The sequence below is a fragment of the Janthinobacterium sp. TND4EL3 genome (genome assembly GCF_900156175.1).
Lineage (GTDB): Bacteria > Pseudomonadota > Gammaproteobacteria > Burkholderiales > Burkholderiaceae_D > Janthinobacterium.
Map to the genome: position 1 here is coordinate 257,802 of NZ_FTMV01000008.1, position 19,325 is coordinate 277,126.

Annotated in this window: 21 protein-coding genes; 16 read left to right on the top strand and 5 right to left on the bottom strand. The window is 65.0% G+C overall.

Annotated features, from left to right (window positions below; all coding sequences use genetic code 11):
- The first annotated feature begins 69 nt into the window (after positions 1–69).
- Positions 70–2,073 (top strand): c-type cytochrome, encoded by a 2,004-nt coding sequence (locus BXA07_RS14965; protein WP_139335591.1) that lies wholly within the window; start codon positions 70–72, stop codon positions 2,071–2,073.
- A gap of 81 nt (positions 2,074–2,154) precedes the next feature.
- Entirely contained in the window at positions 2,155–3,456 is a 1,302-nt protein-coding gene (locus BXA07_RS14970; protein WP_076568685.1) for an NRAMP family divalent metal transporter, read from the top strand.
- Between the two features lie 3 nt (positions 3,457–3,459).
- On the opposite strand, the gene BXA07_RS14975 is transcribed toward BXA07_RS14970, so the two are convergent.
- Positions 3,460–4,254, bottom strand: coding sequence for an SDR family NAD(P)-dependent oxidoreductase (locus tag BXA07_RS14975; RefSeq protein ID WP_076568686.1), 795 nt, complete (start codon positions 4,252–4,254; stop codon positions 3,460–3,462).
- A 70-nt stretch (positions 4,255–4,324) separates the two neighbouring features.
- Between BXA07_RS14975 and BXA07_RS14980 the strand changes: the two genes are divergently transcribed.
- From BXA07_RS14980 to BXA07_RS31620, 7 genes are all read left to right on the top strand, one after another.
- On the top strand, positions 4,325–4,717 hold the full coding sequence (locus tag BXA07_RS14980) for a MerR family transcriptional regulator (protein ID WP_076568687.1): 393 nt from the start codon (positions 4,325–4,327) through the stop codon (positions 4,715–4,717).
- A 3-nt stretch (positions 4,718–4,720) separates the two neighbouring features.
- A complete protein-coding gene (locus BXA07_RS14985) occupies positions 4,721–5,371 on the top strand; it encodes an SMI1/KNR4 family protein (protein ID WP_076568688.1) in 651 nt (216 codons plus the stop codon).
- 100 nt (positions 5,372–5,471) lie between these two features.
- A complete protein-coding gene (locus BXA07_RS14990) occupies positions 5,472–6,023 on the top strand; it encodes a DUF4142 domain-containing protein (RefSeq protein ID WP_076568689.1) in 552 nt (183 codons plus the stop codon).
- A 100-nt stretch (positions 6,024–6,123) separates the two neighbouring features.
- Positions 6,124–6,510: a hypothetical protein gene (locus tag BXA07_RS14995; RefSeq protein WP_076568730.1), complete on the top strand. Its 387-nt coding sequence runs from the start codon at positions 6,124–6,126 to the stop codon at positions 6,508–6,510.
- Positions 6,511–6,523: 13 nt separating this feature from the next.
- Complete coding sequence (locus BXA07_RS15000) at positions 6,524–6,961, top strand: hypothetical protein (protein WP_212592302.1); 438 nt, start codon at positions 6,524–6,526, stop codon at positions 6,959–6,961.
- Positions 6,962–7,201: 240 nt separating this feature from the next.
- Complete coding sequence (locus tag BXA07_RS15005) at positions 7,202–7,669, top strand: cache domain-containing protein (RefSeq protein ID WP_076568691.1); 468 nt, start codon at positions 7,202–7,204, stop codon at positions 7,667–7,669.
- A gap of 286 nt (positions 7,670–7,955) precedes the next feature.
- Positions 7,956–9,278: a methyl-accepting chemotaxis protein gene (locus BXA07_RS31620; protein WP_076568692.1), complete on the top strand. Its 1,323-nt coding sequence runs from the start codon at positions 7,956–7,958 to the stop codon at positions 9,276–9,278.
- Here BXA07_RS31620 and BXA07_RS15015 read toward each other — a convergent pair.
- Positions 9,275–10,318 carry a hypothetical protein gene (locus tag BXA07_RS15015; RefSeq protein ID WP_139335586.1) on the bottom strand — a complete coding sequence of 348 codons (1,044 nt, stop codon included), beginning with the start codon at positions 10,316–10,318 and terminating at the stop codon, positions 9,275–9,277. The genes BXA07_RS31620 and BXA07_RS15015 overlap by 4 nt on opposite strands.
- A gap of 3 nt (positions 10,319–10,321) precedes the next feature.
- Complete coding sequence (cadR, locus tag BXA07_RS15020; RefSeq protein WP_076568694.1) at positions 10,322–10,762, bottom strand: Cd(II)/Pb(II)-responsive transcriptional regulator; 441 nt, start codon at positions 10,760–10,762, stop codon at positions 10,322–10,324.
- 99 nt (positions 10,763–10,861) lie between these two features.
- Here cadR and BXA07_RS15025 point away from each other — a divergent pair, with 99 nt between their 5' ends.
- From BXA07_RS15025 to BXA07_RS15035, 4 genes are all read left to right on the top strand, one after another.
- A complete protein-coding gene (locus BXA07_RS15025; RefSeq protein ID WP_076568695.1) occupies positions 10,862–13,147 on the top strand; it encodes a heavy metal translocating P-type ATPase in 2,286 nt (761 codons plus the stop codon).
- Between the two features lie 85 nt (positions 13,148–13,232).
- Positions 13,233–14,675: an alpha/beta fold hydrolase gene (locus BXA07_RS15030; protein ID WP_083708269.1), complete on the top strand. Its 1,443-nt coding sequence runs from the start codon at positions 13,233–13,235 to the stop codon at positions 14,673–14,675.
- A gap of 29 nt (positions 14,676–14,704) precedes the next feature.
- Positions 14,705–14,956 (top strand): hypothetical protein, encoded by a 252-nt coding sequence (locus BXA07_RS31105; RefSeq protein ID WP_212592303.1) that lies wholly within the window; start codon positions 14,705–14,707, stop codon positions 14,954–14,956.
- A gap of 12 nt (positions 14,957–14,968) precedes the next feature.
- Positions 14,969–15,751 (top strand): alpha/beta hydrolase, encoded by a 783-nt coding sequence (locus BXA07_RS15035; protein ID WP_348532961.1) that lies wholly within the window; start codon positions 14,969–14,971, stop codon positions 15,749–15,751.
- A 19-nt stretch (positions 15,752–15,770) separates the two neighbouring features.
- Here BXA07_RS15035 and BXA07_RS15040 read toward each other — a convergent pair whose 3' ends face one another.
- Positions 15,771–16,586: a zf-HC2 domain-containing protein gene (locus tag BXA07_RS15040; RefSeq protein WP_076568696.1), complete on the bottom strand. Its 816-nt coding sequence runs from the start codon at positions 16,584–16,586 to the stop codon at positions 15,771–15,773.
- A complete protein-coding gene (locus BXA07_RS15045; RefSeq protein WP_139335587.1) occupies positions 16,576–17,076 on the bottom strand; it encodes a sigma-70 family RNA polymerase sigma factor in 501 nt (166 codons plus the stop codon). Before BXA07_RS15045 ends, BXA07_RS15040 begins: the two co-directional genes overlap by 11 nt.
- Positions 17,077–17,318: 242 nt before the next feature.
- On the opposite strand from BXA07_RS15045, the gene BXA07_RS15050 reads away from it, so the two are divergent.
- Genes BXA07_RS15050 through BXA07_RS15060 form a run of 3 tightly spaced genes read left to right on the top strand, consistent with a single transcriptional unit; the run spans position 17,319 to position 19,040 of the window.
- A complete protein-coding gene (locus BXA07_RS15050) occupies positions 17,319–17,714 on the top strand; it encodes a c-type cytochrome (protein WP_244556284.1) in 396 nt (131 codons plus the stop codon).
- Between the two features lie 45 nt (positions 17,715–17,759).
- A complete protein-coding gene (locus BXA07_RS15055; protein ID WP_076568733.1) occupies positions 17,760–18,653 on the top strand; it encodes a metallophosphoesterase family protein in 894 nt (297 codons plus the stop codon).
- Between the two features lie 3 nt (positions 18,654–18,656).
- Positions 18,657–19,040 carry a cupredoxin domain-containing protein gene (locus tag BXA07_RS15060; protein WP_076568698.1) on the top strand — a complete coding sequence of 128 codons (384 nt, stop codon included), beginning with the start codon at positions 18,657–18,659 and terminating at the stop codon, positions 19,038–19,040.
- The last annotated feature ends 285 nt before the right edge of the window (positions 19,041–19,325 follow it).

A 19,325-nucleotide genomic window follows, 5' to 3' on the forward strand; every position in this document is an offset into this window, starting at 1 on the left:
CGCGGCGCGCGCCGTCTTCCCGTTTCATCCTTTTCGATCACTTCCTGGCTGGCGGCAGTGCTGCTGGGCATGCTGGTCTTCAGTGCCGGCGCCTGGGCCGCGCCCGCCAACACCCCCGCAGCCTCGGCCGAGCTGATCAAGCGCGGCGAATACGTCGCCCGCCTGGGCGACTGCGTGGCTTGCCACACGAGTCCGAACGGCGCCGCCATGGCCGGCGGCCTGGAACTGAAAACGCCGTTCGGCACCATCTACAGCACGAATATCACGCCCGACGCGAAGACGGGACTGGGCACCTACACGTTTGCCCAGTTCGACCGCGCCATGCGCAAGGGCGTGGCGGCGGACGGCCACAACCTGTATCCGGCCATGCCCTACCCTTCCTACGCGAAGATCACGCCCGACGACATGCAGGCGCTGTACGCCTATCTGCAGCGGGGCGTGGCGCCCGTGGCGCAGCAAAACCGCGAAACGGACATGAAATGGCCGTTCAGCATGCGCTGGGGCTTGTCGCTGTGGAATGCCGTCTTCCTCGACGACGCACCGTTCAAGCCCGACAGCGCCAAGTCGGCCCAGTGGAACCGGGGCAGCTACCTGGCGCAAGGCCTCGGCCATTGCGGCTCCTGCCACACGCCGCGCGGCGTGGCTTTCCAGGAAAAGACCATGGGCCAGGAGGGCGGCAGCGGCAAGCTCTACCTGTCCGGTTTTACGTTTGACGGCTGGCATGCGGTGAACCTGCGCAATCTGTGGACGCCGGGCGACATCGTGCAACTGCTGAAAACGGGCCGCAACAGCTTCGGCACGGCGGCCGGCAGCATGACGGAAGTCATCACGCACAGCACGCAATACTTCACGGATGCCGACCTCGACGCGCTGGCGCAGTACCTGCACGGCTTGCCGGCCAGGGAGGGCGCGGCCGTGCCGCCGAAGAAAACGGCGCCCGTCGTGGCCGCCAGCAACGATGCGCTGTACAACACGCGCGGCGGCCTGGGCTACCTGCAGTTCTGCGCCACGTGCCACCGTCGCGACGGCCGTGGCGTGGACAACATCTTCCCGCCGCTGGCGCAGAACGACTCGGTGCAGTCGAAGGACGCCACCACGGTCATCCATATCGCGCTGACGGGCTGGCAGTCGGCCGTCACGCAGCACTCGCCCCGCTCGTTCGGCATGCCCGCGTATGACCGCCTGTCGGACACGGAACTGGCGGAAATCCTCACTTTCGTGCGCGGCAAGTGGGGCAATCAGGGCGCGCCCGTCACGCCCGCGCAGATCGCCAAGGTGCGCAAGGAGCTCAAGCTCAAGGCGCCGGACGCGGGCGGCTTCGTCACGCCCCGCTTCGCCGCCCTGACGGCCGAGCCGAATGCCAGCCAATTGATCCACGGCATGCAGCTGATGACGGAAACACGCGCCCGCCTGCCGCAAAACGTGGGCAACGACCTCAATTGCAGCAGCTGCCACCTGAATGGCGGCACGGTGGCCGGCGGTTCGCCCTTCCTCGGCATTTCCGCCTTCTTCCCGTCGGAAGCGCCGCGCGCCGGCAAGGTCATCAGCCTGGGCGAGCGCATCAACGGCTGCTTCCGCCGCTCCATGCACGGCAAGCCGCTGCCCGTGGACGGCCCCGACCTGCAGGCGATGGTCGCCTATATCGACTGGATGAAGGGCGCCACGCAGGCCGGCGACAAGGTGGCGGGACGCGGCGTGGCGAAGATCGACCGTAACCTGCTCCCCGATCCCGTGCATGGCAAAAAAGTATATGCCGAGCAATGCGCCGTCTGCCACGGCGCGAATGGCGAAGGCATCCGTGGCGCCAACGGCGTCGTCGCCTTCCCGCCGCTGTGGGGCGAGCGTTCCTTCAATATCGGCGCCGGCATGGCCCGCACCTATACGGCGGCCGGCTTCGTCAAGGCCAACATGGTGATGGGGCATGGCCAGAAATTCCCGCTGGGACAAGGCAACCTGTCCGACCAGGACGCCGTCGACGTGGCCGAATATTTTACGCACATGCCCCGTCCTGACTTCCCCGACAAGGTCAAGGACTGGCCCAAGGGCGGCAAGCCCAAGGATGCGCGCTACTGAGGCGTGAATTTCCCGGGCGGCGCCCTGTCGGACGCCGCCCGCCTGTGATACGCTGCTGCCTACATTACACAGGAGCGACGCATGCACACCGACAGCGGCCGCGCGGACGCCGTCCGCCAGCAGGCGGCCCCATCCGACACCTGGCTGGGCAAGCTGGGCCCCGGCCTGATCACGGGCGCGGCCGATGACGACCCCAGCGGCATCGCCACGTATTCGCAGGCGGGCGCCCAGTTCGGCTTCGGCATGCTGTGGACGGTGTGCCTGACGTTTCCCCTGATGCTAGGTATCCAGGTCATCAGCGCCAAGATCGGCCGGGTCAGCGGCCATGGCCTGGCGACGAACATCCGCCGCCACTATCCGAAATCGCTGCTGTACGCCATCGTCGGCTTGCTGCTGCTGGCCAATGTCATCAATATCGCCGCCGACGTGGCCGCCATGGGCGACGCCCTGACCCTGATCATCGGCGGCCCCACGCATGTGTACGCCGTCGGTTTCGGGCTGCTGTCGCTGCTGCTGCAAGTCCTTATTCCGTATCAACAGTACGTGCGCATCCTGAAATGGCTGACCCTGGGCTTGCTCGCCTATGTGGCCACCGTGCTCACCGTGCACGTGCCCTGGGGCGAAGTGGCGCTGCGCACCGTCTGGCCCCAGTTCGCCTGGTCGGCCGCCTCGGTCACCATGATCGTGGCCGTGTTCGGCACGACGATCAGCCCCTATTTATTCTTTTGGCAAGCGTCGCAGGAGGTGGAAGACTTGCAGGCCGATGCCAGCGCGCAAGCCTTGCGCCGCGCGCCCGAGCAGGCGCCACGGCAGTTCCAGCGCATCAAGATGGACACGGCCATCGGCATGGGTTTTTCCAACCTGGTGGCGTTTTTCATCATGCTGACGACGGCCGTGACCCTGGGCGCGCAAGGCATCACGCATATCGACACCTCCGCCCAGGCCGCTTCCGCCCTGCGTCCCATTGCCGGCGAATTCGCCTTCGCCCTGTTCAGCCTGGGCATCATCGGCACGGGCTTGCTGGCCATCCCCGTGCTGGCCGGTTCGGCCGCCTACGCCATGGCGGGCGCCTTTCACTGGAAAAACAGCCTGGAACTGGCGCCCCGGGCCGCCAAGAAGTTCTACGGCATCATCGTCACGGCCACCGTCATCGGCGCGGCCCTGTGCTTTTCGCCGCTCGACCCCATCAAGGCCCTGTACTGGAGCGCCGTCATCAACGGCGTCATTTCCGTGCCCATCATGGCCCTGATGATGGTGATGGCCTCGCGCCCCGCCATCATGGGCACGCTCACCATTTCGCGCCGCCTGCGGGCGCTGGGCTGGCTGGCTACCGTCGTCATGGCAACGGCCGTGCTGGCCATGTTTGCCACCATGGCGCTTTGACGCCTACGCCGCCTTCGGCTTGAGCATGCCTTCGACGATGCCCAGCACGGCCTGGCGCGGCAGCATGCGCGGCAGCCAGGCCAGCAGGCGGTTGGGCCGGCCCGCCACGTGGCTGCTGCGGCCCCGGTCCAGCGCCAGCAGCGCTTCATCGACGACGTCCTGCGGCGCCATGCGCTTGCCCACGGCCGCCTCGGGCGCGGCCACCACGTCAAAGAAGGCTGTTTCCGTGGCGCCAGGGCACAGGGCCAGCACGCGCACGCCGCGCCGGCGGTTTTCCGCCCACAAGGCTTCCGAGAACGACAGCACGAAAGCCTTGCTGGCGCCGTAGACGGCCATGTAGGGATCGGGCTGCAGGGCCGCCGTGGACGCCACGTTGATGACGGCGCCCCGCCCCAGCGCCAGCATGTGCGGCAAGGCGCAGTGCGTCAACTCCATGAGGGCCGTGCAATTGACGGTGATTTCAGCCGCCTGGCGCGCCAGATCGATGCCCTCGAACCGTCCATGCGTGGCGAAACCCGCGTTATTGACCAGCACGTCGGGCGGCATGCCCAGCGCGCAGGCCTGCGCATAAGCTTCCCTGGCGGCGCCGGGCAGGCTCAGGTCGGCAACCAGCGCGTGGGCGCGGATGCCGTGACGTTGGGAAAGTTCGCTGGCCAGGCTGTCGAGCACGGCGCCCGAGCGGGCCAGCAGCAGCAAATGCGCGCCGCGTGCGGCCAGGGTTTCCGCAAAGACGCGGCCGATGCCGGACGAGGCGCCCGTGATCAGCACGGTCTGCTTGGTGTAATTGAAAGCGGTCATGGCAGCGGTGTGGAGTGAATGAGGTTTTCACTGTAAACTGTGGTCTTTAGTCCACGGTCAAGGGGAATCGATGCGCATCGGAGAAATCACCCGCCTGACGGGCGTCAGCAAGGACACCGTGCGCTTCTACGAGCGCCAGGGGCTGCTGGACGAGGCGCCGCAGCCGGGCCTGACGAACAACTATAAAGAGTACTCGGCGCAGGCACTGCGGCGCATCGAGCTGATCGGCCACGCCAAGGCGCTGGGCTTTACCCTGAAGGAAATCGCCGAAGTCATTGCCGTATGGCAGGAAAACGCCCTCGATGCGGCCACCAAGCGGGCCATGCTGGAAACGAAGATCGCGCAGATCGACGACAAGGCCCGCTCGATGGCCGTGCTGCGCGCGGGACTCGTCGATGCGCTGGCCAAGGTGGAGACGGGCTGCGACGATGGCGTGGCGGCCGCAGGACATTTACAAGGATAATCCATGACTTATTACACGCAGTACCGCCACCTGGCGCTCGAGGGCGCCAAGCCTGCCCCCACGGCGCAGCAGCTCGCCGCCATCGAAACCCTGCTGGAAGCGAAGTTGCCGCCCGCCTATCTTGCTTTCCTGCAAGCGGCCAACGGCGCCTGGTTCGACTACACGACGGATGTGCCGGACGGCAAGGGCGGCGTGGAAAAAATGGGGTTCAATACCTTTTTCAGCGCGGACGAAGGTGATTTCTGCGATGAAACCTTGGTGGGCGAAATCCGCGCCGCGCGCCAGCATGCGGGCATGCCCGTGAAAATCCTGCCCTTCGCCCGCGATGGCGGCAATTCCATGCTCTACCTGGACCTGACGGACGAAGGCGGCGGCCGCGTGCTGGCCTATGTGCAGGAGTTGCCGGACTGGACAGGCAAGCGCGCCCACGGCCTGATGGAACTCGCGCCCTCGTTCGACGCCTGGCTCGACAGCCTGTATATCGACCGCGACACGGTGCTCGATGAACTCGAACACAGCGTTTCCGAGCCCTCGCACCTGGATGCGATGGCGCAGTGGCTCGACATCGGCATGCCCGCCTGGCGCCGCGATGCGGGCATCGCCGCCTTGTTTGCGCTGAAACAAGTCGAACTGTGCGCCAAGGAACAGGACTAGTCCTACCGGGAGCATCGAAAGTGTCCTATGGGTGTGCGCGGGCTGCCGGCTTAACATGGTCTTCAGCTTGCAGAAAACCCCACCCTTGAAAGGATTTCCCATGCGTATCTCCACCACCAGTTCCCGTACCGCGTCCCTGAAAAGCGTGGCCATCGGCGCCGCCGTGGCCTTATTGAGCGGCATCGCCATCAACAGCATCGCCGCCGCCGCGCCTGGCGCGTATGACAAGCAATTCCTTGGCAAGGCGGCCGATGCGGGCAGCACGGAAATTGCCGCCAGCAAAGTGGCGCAAAGCAAGAGCAGCAATGGGGACGTGAAGAAATTCGCCGATGCCATGGTCACCGAGCACACGAAGGTGGCCGATGAACTGAAACAGCTGGCCAGCAGCAAGCAGATCGAGGTCAGCGACCGGCCCGGCAAGAAGCAGCAGGCGCTGATCGACAAGCTGGGCCGCCTGGAAGGCGCGCAGTTCGACAAGGACTATGCGGCCAGCATCGGCGTGGCCGCGCACACGGATGCCGTGAAACTGTTCACGGACGCCAGCCAGAAGGCCAGCGATCCCGACATCAAGGCCTTTGCCGCGAAGACCTTGCCAGCGCTGCGACATCACCTGGAAATGGCCCAGGCCTTGCAGGCGGCATTGGCAAAATAGACGGCCACGCGGGGAATACTTGTCGCACGTGCTGTACGGCAAGTATTCCCGCTCTTGGCATACAATGCTGCAATTCCGTTTCTGGCTCCGCCATGACCTCATGCAGCTCCTCAAGAAAACCGGCCTGATCGCCGCCGCCCTCCTGTTCGCCATTCTGCTGGCAGCCTGGCTATTCATCAAGGTGGCGGCGGCGCGCAACGCCACCGTGTATGCCCAGCAATGGAACGATCAGCGCACGTGCGTGATCAAGACCTACGTGCCCCATTATGGCGACGGCGTGCCGCAGAACATCGTGCGCGCGCTCAGCACGTCCACGTTTTTCCGCGTCTACCACAAGGATGGCACCTTGCTGGAAAGCACGGAATGGGTGCTGGACATGCATGAAGACGGCATCCTCGACCATGCGCGCTGGGGCCAGAACCAGACCCGCGCCATCTATCCGACGGACATGGGCGACGAAGGCTGGACCTTGCCCGCATGCGCGTGAACGGCGAGCGGCCATGCAAAAAATGAAACAGAAGGGACTGCGCGGCCCCTGGAGCGACGCCCTCTACCTTCCCACGCTGCACCACTTCCTCGGCCCCTTCGACGTGTACGACCGCGAAGAAACCCTGGGCGTGGAGCTGGACGCCTGGGACATGAACGACCCGGCGCAGCGCGCGGCCCTGATACGGCGCGACATCAGCTCGCAATACAAGGAACTGAGCTACCGCCACCGCCACGCGCTGGTGGCCGTGCTGGCGCAGGCGCTGCAAGATCCGCACTATGATTTCCAGGCCATCCTCGAGCATGATCCCGAAAGCACGCACGCCCTGCCCGCCCGCTGGGATGAGATGGCCGACCCGCGCGCCTTTTTCGCCGATATCTACCGGCTGGTGCAGCAAGACTGGCACGAGGACCTGGCGCGCGCGGCGGCGGAAGACCCGTCCGACTGGTAGTTGCGGCGCTTGCGCCACACTATCGCCACGATAGCCTGGGGCCGTACTTTGCCTCTATAAACCTGGTCGCGGCAAGTGGCGCGCCGTGTTGCAAAAACGCCCCACTCAAAAAAAATCTGTTGCACCAGCGCATGCCCGCCGGCATCGCGCTACCATGCACCGACGGCACTGCGCCAGCCGCCGTTTCACCGCACCGGTTCCCCACCGGCTTTCCTCTGCCGCACTTTGAAGGAGACTGTCATGCCCAAGTTCGCCCCCGCCCTTTGCCTGTCGCTCATCGTTGCAGCAGCTGCGCTGCCCTGTGCCGCCGGCGCTGCCGAAGGCGGCGCCACGCGCGCCGACGCCGAAGCCATGGTCAAGAAAGGCGTGGCCTACATCAAGAGCGCGGGCGACGCCAAGGCGTATGGCGAAATCACGGCCAAGGCGCCGCAATTCATCCTGCACGACCTGTATCTGGTCGTCTACAAGCTCGACGGCACGGTGGTTGCCCACGGCGCCAACCAGAAAATGGTGGGCAAGAACTTGATCGAACTCAAGGATATCGACGGCAAGGCCTTCGTCAAGGAGAGAGTCGAGCTGGCCAAGAGCAAGGGCACCTTCTGGCAGGAATACAAGTTCACGAATCCCGAAAACAAGAAGATCGAACCGAAGGCCATGTACTGCGAAAAGCTGGCCGACACCGTCGTCTGCGGCGGCATCTACCTGTAGCCAGCCGCCGCGCCGCCAGCGCCGGGATGGTTTTCCGCTCTCTTGACGATATGGGCTACGATGAAAATCGCACACAAGATGTTGATCGTTCCGGTGGTCGCGCTGGCTTGCCTGCTGGCCATGGGCGCCTTGTCCTATTTCGCCATGCAGCAGAACGAAAGCCGCATGCGCGAACTGAAAGACGTCACCCTGGCGGCGGAACGGCTTGCCAACCAGCAAGCCATTGCCCTGGGCCAGGTGCATGCCGACGTATATGCGAAGATCGCCATCGCCGCCAGCCTGTCGGATGAGCAATTCAAGCAATTCGGCGCCCAGACGGACGCAGCTGAACGCCATCGCGCAGGGCTTGACGGAACTGAGGAAGTTTTCCGGCGCCGCCACGGAAGCGGCCCAGGCATTGCCGGCCATCGAGCGCTACCGGTCCAGCGTGGCGCAGGCGCTGGACCTGGCCTCGATGGACCCGAATACGGGCGTGGCCGCGATGCAAAATGCCGCCACCCACTATCAGCAGGTGCGCGGCCAGTTGCGCCAGGTGCTGCAGAACCTCGACCACCGCACGGCCGACGCGCTGCAGGAAACCAAGCATGCGGGCCAGCGCGCGGGCTGGCTGTCGCTGGGTACCATGGCCATCGGCTTTGCCCTGCTGGCCCTGATCGCCACCTGGGTGGCGCGTTCCGTCGTGCGCCCCATCGACGAGGCGTGCCGCGCCGCTGAAAGCCTGGCCGCCGGCGACCTGACCACGCGCATCGACGCCCGGGGCGACGACGAGGTGGGCAAGCTGTCGCGCGCCCTGGCCACCGTGCTGAAGAACTGGAACACGGTCTTGGGCGACATACGCCAGGCCGGCTCCACGATCACGACGGAAGCGAGCGAAATCGCGCTGGGCAATGCGGACTTGTCGGCCCGCACGGAGGCGCAAGCCAATTCCCTGCAAGAAACGGCGTCGTCCATGCATGCCCTGACGGACACCGTGCGCGAAAACGCCAGCCACGCGCACCAGGCCAACCAGATGGTGCTGTCGACGTCGAACGTGGCCCTGGAGGGCGGGCGCGTCGTGGGCCAGGTGGTCGAGACGATGGGCTCGATCAAGGCCAGTTCCGGGCGCATCGTCGACATCATCGCCGTCATCGACGGCATTGCCTTCCAGACCAATATCCTCGCCCTGAACGCGGCCGTGGAAGCGGCGCGCGCGGGAGAACAGGGGCGCGGCTTTGCCGTCGTCGCCACGGAAGTGCGGGGCCTGGCGCAGCGCTCGGCCACGGCGGCGCGCGAAATCAAGCAGCTGATCGAGGATTCCGTTGCCAGGATAGAAACGGGTAGCGAACTGGCCGACAGCGCCGGGCGCACCATGGGAGACATCGTCGCCTCCGTGCAGCAGGTGACGGAAATCATGAACGACATCACGGCGGCCAGCCAGCGCCAGAGCAAGGGCATCGAGGAAGTCAACAATGCCATCACGGAAATGGACGAATTGACCCAGCGCAATGCCACCCTCGTCGAGCAATCGGCCGCCGCCGCGCAAAGCATGCAGGACCAGGCGCATGACTTGTTGCGCGTGGTCGACGCCTTCCGCCTGGGCGATGGCGGCCCGCCGCTGCTGCCCCGTTAGCGCGGCGGCTGCATGGCCGCTGCCGCGCAGTCGAGCATGCGCTTGCCTGCCGCCACCAGCGCCGGATCGTCCTCGTCCTGCAGCAGCGTCCCGACGACGCTCTGGTCGGCAACGCTGCCCTGCATGGCGGCCAGGCGTGCCACGCGGTCTTGCGTGGCACCATCGCCAAGGGTGCGGACACTGAACAAGCTGTACAGGCCGGCGATTTCGTGTTGCTGCAGCCATTGCATCAATTGCACCAGGCGCGCCTGCTCCACATAGCTCAGCTCGCTCACCTTGCGCTCCGCCAGCGCCTCATACACTTCCAGGCGTGCCATCCAGTTGCCCTGTGCGGCGGCCGCAAGCAGCTGGTCCCAGGCGGCACCGGCGTGCGGCACGGGCCGCGGCTGCAGCTGATAGGCCAGCACGGCTTGCTGCTGCGGCAATGCGCCGTAGGCCGTGGGCGCCTTGCAGACGAACTGACGCGCATCGGGCCCGCCTTGCCGCAAGCCGCTGGCGATATGCCGCTCTATCTTGTCGCCGATGGACAGCAGGCGCCTGGCGTGTTCCTGCACGGACCACTGGGGTGGCAATTTGCCCAGCCAGGCCAGCGCATCGTCGTTGGCCCGCACCGCCAACTCGTAGGCTATCGCCTTGGCCTGTTGATCTTTCTCTCTGGCCAGTTTTTCCGCATCCTGTCTGATATCGTATTGGCTGGCGCTTTGCTTGAGTTTCAGGCACGCCTGGAAAGCGGCAGGCGCTTCTTGCCAGCAGCGAGCCGGCACCGCGAACGTCCAGCGCATGCTGACCGTTTCCAGCACATACGTCGCTTCACCCTCTTCTGCCTTGAGATAGGCCCGGCCGTCCGCCTTGGTCACGCCTTTTGTCAGTTGCTTGCCGCCCGCCGTGCTCCAGGTGTACGGGTCATCGTCTTGCGGCACGCCGGGGGCGGCGTACAAGGTCAGGTAGTGGCCGGCGGCGGCAGGAATATCTGCCGCATGGCACAGCGGCGACAGCAGGGACAAGGTGAATAAAGCTCTTGCAGGTATCAGTTTCAGCATGCATCAATGGATGGGAGGAAGTTCGGTATGGCAGGCGCAGTCGTGGCCGCTGGCCGCCTCGGACAGGTTTTGCAAAATGGCGCAGTCTTGCGACGGCTGCGGCTGGTCGCACTGGTGGCGCAGGGTCACCAGCTGCTGCTGCAGGGTTTGCAAATTCGCCATCTGCTCGGCGATGCGCAGGATATGGTGGTCGAGCAACTCATTGACGCTCTGGCAGCCTTCGGCCGGGTTGTTCTTAAATTCCAGCAAGGCGCGGATATCGGTCAGGCCGATCTGCAAGGAGCGGCAATGGCGGATGAATTGCAGCCGCTCCTGGTGCTCTTCCCGGTATTCGCGGTAGCCGGCGCTGTTGCGGCCCGGTTCCTGCAGCAAGCCCGCCTTTTCATAGTAACGCACGGTTTCCACGTCACAATCTGTCCGTTTGGCCAGTTCTCCGATACGCATGGCATCCTCTTTTCATTCCAGCTTGCAAATTCCGCTTGACCCTGTAGCGGCTACAGGGTTTCTAATGGAAGCATACACGAAACCGGAAGGACGAATGCGATGCCGCACGATAGCCACGATCATACCCACGAGCACGAGCACGAGCACGACCATAAGCATGCGCCTGCGCCCAAGGCGGCCAGTTGCTGCTCCAGCCAGCATGCGTGCTCGTCCACGCCTGCGGCCGCCGCGGCGCCTATGCTGCCCAGCAAGGCCATCGCCGGCGCGCAGACGGTGCAATACCGCATCGTCAACATGGATTGCCCCACGGAAGAACGCTTGATCCGCAACAAGCTGGCCAACATGGCGGGTGTCGTGGGCCTCGATTTCAACCTGATGAACCGCGTGCTCGACGTGCACCACACGCTGGCCTCGCTGGCCACCGTGGAAGCGGCCCTGCACGGCATCGGCATGCAGGCCGTACAGATGGAAACGGGTACGGCCGCCGCGCGCGACCCGGATGAAGGCAGCCTCTCGGGCCTGCAGAAGGGCTTGCTGGTGGTGTCCGGCCTGGCGGCGGCGGGCGCCGAAGCGCTGGCGTGGACCACGCATGAAGACAGTTCGCCCCTCGTCATCGCCCTGGCCCTGCTGTCGATCGCCACGGGCGGCTGGCCGACCCTGAAAAAGGGCTGGATCGCCCTGAAAACGTTCACCCTGAACATCAACTTCCTGATGAGCCTGGCGGTCTTCGGCGCCATCGCCATCGGCCAGTGGCCGGAAGCGGCCATGGTCATCTTCCTGTTCGCCATTGCCGAGCTGATCGAAGGCTTGTCCCTGAACCGTGCGCGCAACGCCGTGCACAGCCTGATGCAGCTGGCACCCGATACGGCCACCGTCGCCGACGCCAGCGGCGCCTGGCAGCAAGTATCCGTCGCCACCGTGGCTATCGGCGCGACCATGCGCGTGAAACCGGGCGAGCGCATCGCCCTCGATGGCATCGTCGCCAGCGGCGCGTCGTCCGTCAACCAGGCGCCGATCACCGGTGAAAGCATGCCGGTGGACAAGGCCGTGGGCGACGTCGTGTATGCGGGCACCATCAATGAACGGGGCTTGCTCGACGTCACCGTCACGGCCAACAGCGGCAACAGCACCCTGGCGAAGATCGTCAAGGTGATCGAGGAAACGCAGGGCAAGCAGGCGCCCACGCAGCGCTTCGTCGACAACTTCGCCCGCTACTACACGCCCGCCGTGGTCGTGTTCGCCATCCTCGTGGCCGTGCTGCCGCCCTTGCTGCTGGGCCAGCCCTTCATGGCCTGGGTGTACAAGGCCTTGGTGATGCTGGTGATCGCCTGCCCGTGCGCGCTCGTCATTTCCACGCCCGTCACGGTCGTCAGCGGCCTGACGGCGGCCGCGCGGCGCGGCATTCTGGTGAAAGGCGGGCAATTCCTGGAAACGGGTTATCGGATCAAGGCCATTGCCGTCGACAAGACGGGCACCCTGACCATGGGCAAGCCGGCCGTGACCGATGTCGTGGTGCTCGATGGCAGCGACCGCGACGCCATCCTGCTGCTGGCCGCCAGCCTGGACGCCAATTCCGCCCACCCGCTGGCCGCCGCCATCGTCAAGGCGGGTCCGCCCGCCAGCAGCCACTTGCCAGTGACCCAGTTTGCCGCCCTGCATGGGCGCGGCGTGCGCGGCAGCATGGCCGGCCAGACGTATTACCTGGGCAATGCCCGCCTGATGGCGGAGCTCAATGTGCTGACGCCGGCACTGCAAGCGACCCTGGCCGGACTGGAACAGCTCGCCTATACGGCCATGGTGCTGGCCACGCCAGCGGGCGCGCTGGGCGTGATCGCCGTGGCCGACGTGCTGCGTCCGACGGCGGCGTCCGCCATCGCCAGACTGAATGCGCTGGGCGTGACCACCGTGATGCTGACGGGAGACAACCTGCTGACGGCGCAGCGCATCGGCGATGAAGTCGGCGTCAGCGTGGTCAAGGCGGAATTGTTGCCGGAAAACAAACTCGATGAAATCAAGGCCTTGCAGCAGCAGTTCGGCGTGGTGGCCATGCTGGGCGACGGCGTCAACGACGCCCCGGCCCTGGCGCAGGCGGACATCGGCTTCGCCATGGGTGCGGCCGGCAGCGACACGGCCATCGAAACGGCGGACGTGGCCCTGATGGACGATGAACTGGGCAAGTTGCCTGAATTCATCAGCCTGAGCCAGCGCACGCGCAGCATCCTCGTGCAGAACATCAGCTTTGCCATCGGCATCAAGGCCGTGTTCTTCGGCCTGGCGCTGGCCGGCATGGCGACCCTGTGGATGGCCGTGTTCGCCGACGTGGGCGCCAGCCTGCTGGTGGTGGCCAATGGCTTGCGCCTGCTGCGCAATAACAAGCAAGCGTAGTCCTCCGCAGAAATATTTCCATCTGGACAATTGCTGTAAAAAACGCTACTTTGGCGGCTGATCTCCACCTTCGCCAAAGTAGCCGATGACCTTACTGCCCCGCCTGTCCCTGCTGGCCACCTTGCTGGCAGGCGCTTCCCTGCACGCCGAACCGATGTTCTTCACGCCCTGCTCCGATACGGCCGCTCCGGGAAGCCTGTGCTCGGGCTTGAACGTGCCCGGCCACTACGATGCCCAGGGCCGCGCCGTCGGCGAGGCGGACGCCATGCATGTCTTCGTGCGCAAGTTTGCCGCCGACGTGCCTGCCGGCAAACCCGCCAAGGGCACGCTGTGGCTGGTGGCGGGCGGCCCCGGCGAATCGGGCGCCTCGTTCTACAGCCTGCTGCCCACCCTGCGCCGCAGCTTTCCCGGCTTTGAATTCCTGATCCCCGACCATCGGGGCACGGGCCACTCGTCGCGCCTGTGCAAGGTGGAGGAATCGGAACAGAGTCCCGGCGGACGCGCGCTGGCCGGCGCCGAATGGGCCAGCTGCTTCAAGGGCATCAATCTGATGCCGGAATACGCGGCGCAATTTTCCATCACCACGGCCGCGCGCGACTTGAAAGCCTTGATCGAGGGCGAGCGGACCAAGCGCAAGCAGCCGCCCGTGTATGTATACAGTGTGTCGTACGGCACGCAGCTGGTCTTGCGCACCTTGCAGCTGGGGCCGCTGCCCGTCCAGGGCGTGATTTTCGACTCGCTGGTGCCGCCGCAGACGGATGCGCGCTGGGACTTGAGCCAGCGTTCGCACGTGGTCAACCAGGTCGGCCTGCAGGTGCTGGCCCGCTGCGACGCGGATGCAGCTTGCCATGCGACACTGGGCGAGCCGGCCGAAGCCTTGTACCGCCGCGTGCTGGACAAGACGCAAGCCGATCCCGCCCTGCTGGCGAAGATCCCCGGCAAGAACCTGAAAAACTTCCTGGGCAGCATGCTCGACGTGCCGGCCGCCCGCGCCCGCATCCCGTCCCTGCTGCGCGACCTGGACCAGGGCAAGGATGGCGAACTGGCCGCCGTGCGCGCCACGTTGACGGATGCTGCGGCCAGCCTGGGCAGCTATCCCCAGTCGCCGCTGTCGATTCCGCTGGTCAGCATCATCAGCAATTCGGAAAACAATCTGCAGCCCTCCTTGCGCCCCGACTGGACGGCCGCCGACCTCGACCGCGAAGAGGCGGACTTGCTGTTGACCAGTCCCCTGCCCCGCATCCTGCTGGGCGGCGGCTTGCCCACCTACCCGCGCGACGCCTATTTCGGCGCCCTGCCGGCAAAAGTGCCGCCCACCCTCGTGCTGCAGGGAACGCTGGACCCGAAGACGCCGTACGCGGGTGCGCAGGCGCAAGTGCAGGCCTTGACGCAGCGCAAGGCGGGCAAGGTGGCGCTGGTCACCGTGCACAACGCCCCGCATTTCATCCTGTGGACAGCGCCCGCCTGTTTCGAGCAGGCCAGCACCCGCTTTCTTGCCGGCAAGCCGGCACAGGATTGCACGCTGTAGTTCCCGCCAACCAGATACAGGAAGACGATATGCGCATCACAGGCCTGGCATTGCTGCTGTTAACTTGTTGCGGCGCGGCGCAGGCGGCGCCCGCCTCGCCGTCCATCTGCGCCTCGCCCGCGCAAGCCGTGCGCGAACAGGGCTACGTGCCCATCAATGGCATCGGGCAATGGATCACGGTCACGGGCGCCGCTTGCGGCAATCCCGTGATCCTGTTCATCCATGGCGGCCCCGGCAATGCCTTGAGTCCGTTTGCGGACGCCATCTTTGCCGGCTGGTAACAGAATTACACCCTGGTGCAGTGGGACCAGCGCGGCGCGGGCATGACGTATGCGAAACAGCGCCCGACGGACGACGTGCCCTTGACGGTGGAACAGATGCGCGACGACGGCATCGCCGTGGCCCGCTATCTGCAGGAGCACCTGGGCAAGGACAAGGTCATTTTGATGGGCAGTTCCTGGGGTTCGATCCTGGGCGTGCACATGGCCAAGGTGCGCCCCGACCTGTTCCACGCGTATATCGGCACGGCGCAAGTGGTCAATGCGCGCGACAACGAGGCCGGCATGTACCGGCAAGTGCTTGCGCTGGCGCAAGCAGCGAACGATGCGCCCACGCTGGACAAGCTGGCGGCGCTGGGTCCGCCGCCCTGGACCGATCCCCGCAACTTCGGCATCCTGCGCCGCTTCGACCGCAAATATGAGGGATTGGCAACGGATGCGCCGCCAAAACACTGGTGGCAGCCGGCGCCGTTCTACGCCACGCCGCAAGCGCTGGCCGATGCCGAGGCGGCCGATGATTACTCGTACATCCAGTTCATCGGCTTGCGCGGCGACGGCATGTTCTCAGGCGTGAACCTGCCCGCGCTGGGCACGCGCTTCGACTTGCCCGTGTTCTTCATCATGGGCGAAGCGGACCTGCTGACCTCGCCCGCCATCGCGCGCACGTATTTCGACAGCATCACGGCGCCCGTCAAGAGTTTTACCCTGGTAAAACGGGCCGGACACGACCCCAACCAGGCCGTGCTGGACGCCCAATGGACGGTCTTGCGCGACAAGGTGGCGCCGCTGCTCAAGTAGCACGCCCGGCGGGGCGCTTTCACGGCCGAGCGTCCTGGTCGATCTGCGCCGCGAGCCGGCGCTCGAAGTCCATCAGTTCCGCCGCATTGAGGTCGGAAATGAGCCGGTATTCCATGCCGGAGCGGCTCCAGCGTATCAGGTGATAGCCCTGCCTGACGGTCAGGCGCGGCGGCGCATCGCGCTGCGCCTGGCCGGGCCACACATACAGGTTCAGCACATGCTGGTGCCGGCGGTACGCGAGCGCGGCGACGGGACGCTGTTTGATGTAGTCGAGGCGCCCGCCGACCAAGGGAAAACCGGCTTGCGCCAGGTCAACCACGGGCGGTGAAAAGTCGAGCTTGCCGCTGAACCATGGCTTGACCGTGTGCTGGTCGGACGAGGCCACGTCGGCCAGGTGATCGGGCATCAGCGAACGGAAATGGCTGGCCACGATCTCCTGGTCCAGCCGTTCCGCCTCCGATGGCACGGACAGATACAGCGCCAGGGTGACGGCAAACGCCGCCGTGCTGGCGCCTGCCACGCCAAGACTGATCCATGTCCACGGCAGCCGCGCCCATTTCCGGCCGCGCGGGCTTGCCGTCACCTCTTTCGCCCTGTCGCCCTCTTCCAGCAGCGCCTGGCGCAGGCGCTGCCGCAGGGCCGGCGGCGCGGCATGGCGCTGGCCATGCTGGCGCACCGCCGCGCGCAAGTCCAGCAGCTGCTCGCAGGCTTGCGCGCACTCCGGGCAATGGGCCATGTGCTGCGTCAATTGCCAGGCAGCCAGTGCGTCGAGCTCGCCATCGGCAAAGGCGGACATCCTGTCGCGTGATTCCGTGCACTCCATTTCATTTCTCATCGGTGTGTTGTTTCAGGTATATCAACAGCAGCTTGCGCCCCCGCGCCAGGCGCGACATCACCGTGCCGACGGGAATGCCGACGATGTCCGCGATTTCCTTGTAGGACAGATCGTCGAGCTCCTTGAGCACCAGCACTTCCCTGAACTGGCGCGGCAGTGCTTCCAGCGCCCGGTTGATGGCCTCCTTGGCGTCATGCGCGGCCAGGATGTGTTCAGGGCTCGTGCCGCAGCCGTCCTCATCATGGCCGTGTATCTCCTCGTCAAAGCCGATGTCATCGCGCTGCGCCCGGCTGTCGCGCAGCGACGTGTAATACGTGTTGCGCACGATGGTCAGCAGCCAGGCGCGCGCGCCGCTGGCGTCACCATGGTAGCCGTCCATGAAGCGGCAGGCGCGCAGCAAGGCCGCCTGCACCAGGTCCTGCGCATCCTGGTCGTTGCGCGTGAGCCATCGTGCCAGGTTGTAGGCAGCGTCCAGGTGAGGCAAGGCCATTTTTTCAAAGGACCTGGTTTTATCGACGTCACTCAAAGCAACACCCGTCCGCCTGTCTATCGTCTCTGCCAATAAGACTCGCCTTGCCTGCCTTTTATTCCCGGAACCGGGCCTTTTTTTGCCACGCCAAAAAAAGACCGGCTTTTGCGGGAATATTTTCAGCGTCTTCGGAGTTATAGCACTTGCGGGCCCCGATTGCATCGGGGCCGTGCCGGATACCTGCCTATGGAAGGGTCTTGACCATGACATACCCCTGCTTCATCGCTGGCCTGGCCGCCATGCTGATGGTGGCCGGCGGCGCGGCCTGCGCCGGCGACGCCATGCACGGCCAGGCGCTCTATCAAAGCATGTGCATGTCCTGCCACTCGATCGCCTACAACGGCGTGGGGCCGGCGCACAAGGGCGTGTTCGGACGCAAGGCCGGCAGCGCCGCCGACTACGGCTACTCGCCTGCAGTGAAATCGTCCGCCATCGTGTGGGGCGAGAAAACGCTCGATCTATGGCTGACGAACCCGGAAAAACTGATTCCCGGCCAAAAAATGGGCTATATGGTGCCGTCCGCGCAAGACCGCGCCGACCTGATCGCGTATCTGCGGCAGGAATCCGCGCGGGCCAGCCCGGCCACGGCCGCCAAATAGCGCTTCTTTGCCACCGGCATCGACTGAAACAAGGAGAGAATCATGATGGACCGCAGAAGTTTCATGAAACTGACCGCCGTCGGCGGCGGCGCCGTGTTCATGTCCGGACTGTATGGATACGCGCAAGCGGCAGCGGCCGGCAAGATGGCCGTCCCCTACGACGATTTCTACTTCGTCCAGCTGTCCGACGTGCACTGGGGTTTCGCGGGCGACGCCAATCCCGACGCCCGCAACACCTTCCGCAAGGCCGTCGCCACCGTGAATGCGCTGGAGGTGCATCCCGACTTCATCATCTTCACGGGCGACCTGACGCACACGACGGACGACCCGGAGGAGCGCCGCCGGCGCATGGCCGAGTTCAAGGGCATTGCGGCGGGATTGAAAGTGAAAAGCGTGCATTTCATCCCCGGCGAGCACGATGCCTCGCTCGACAATGGCGCCGCCTTCAAGGAAAACTTCGGGCCGTCCAGTTACACGTTCGAGCACAAGGGCGTGCATTTCATCGCGCTCGATAATGTTTCCGACCCCGGCGCGCGCATCGGCGACGCCCAGCTGGAGTGGCTCAAGAGCGACCTGGAGCAGCAGGCAAAGGACGCGCGCATCGTCGTCTTCACCCACCGTCCCCTGTTCGACCTGGTCCCCAAATGGGACTGGGCCACGCGCGACGGCGACAAGGCGATCGCCCTGTTAATGCCGTACAGCAACGTGACGGTGTTCTACGGCCATATCCACCAGGAACATCACCACATGACAGGGCAAATCGCGCACCACGCGGCCAAGTCGCTGATTTTCCCCCTGCCGGCGCCCGGCTCGCAGGAAAAGCGCACGCCGCTGCCGTGGGACCCGGCCGCGCCGAACAAGGGCCTCGGCTTTCGCGAAGTGCAAGCGCAGGCGGGGAATGACTACCGGCTCACGGAATTTCCCGTCACGAGGACGTAAGCCATGGACCGCGCCAGAAGACAGTTATGTGCCAGGCTCGCCTGTGGCATCGGTGCGCTGCTGACGCTGGCCGCCATCGACGCCCGGGGCGTCAAGGAAGTTATCGCAAAGGAAAGAGTCATCGCCATCGAGGCGAGGAAATTCATCTACACGCCGAATGAAATCACCGTAAAAAAGGATGAAACCGTCGTGCTGGCGTTCACCGCGGTCGATTTCATCCATGGTTTTTTCATCCCGGACATGCACATCCGCGCCGACCTGAAGCCGGGCCAGGTCACCGAAGTGCGGCTGACGCCCGGCCAGGCCGGTGAATACGCCTTCTTGTGCGACAATTTTTGCGGCAGCGGCCATGAGGAAATGAATGGGAAGATCATTGTCACGGAGTAAGGTGGACGAACCATAAAGTTCGACGCAAGCCCGCCATGAGGCAAGCGAATTCGACGCGCCGTGCGTGCAAGCGTGTCAGACACCATTGCGCGTCGAAGCTTGCCGAGGCCATGGTCGCAGCATTTGACGCAGGCTGCGATTTCCTGAGCTTATACGAGCGGCCGCTGTCGCCCCAAAGCGGCCGTACAATTGAAATGATAGCAGGCAAAGCTCAGTGCTTACGACGCCAGTCAAGGTATTCAAACTCGCTGTCGTCCCTGTCCAATTCAACGCGGTAGTAGGAAC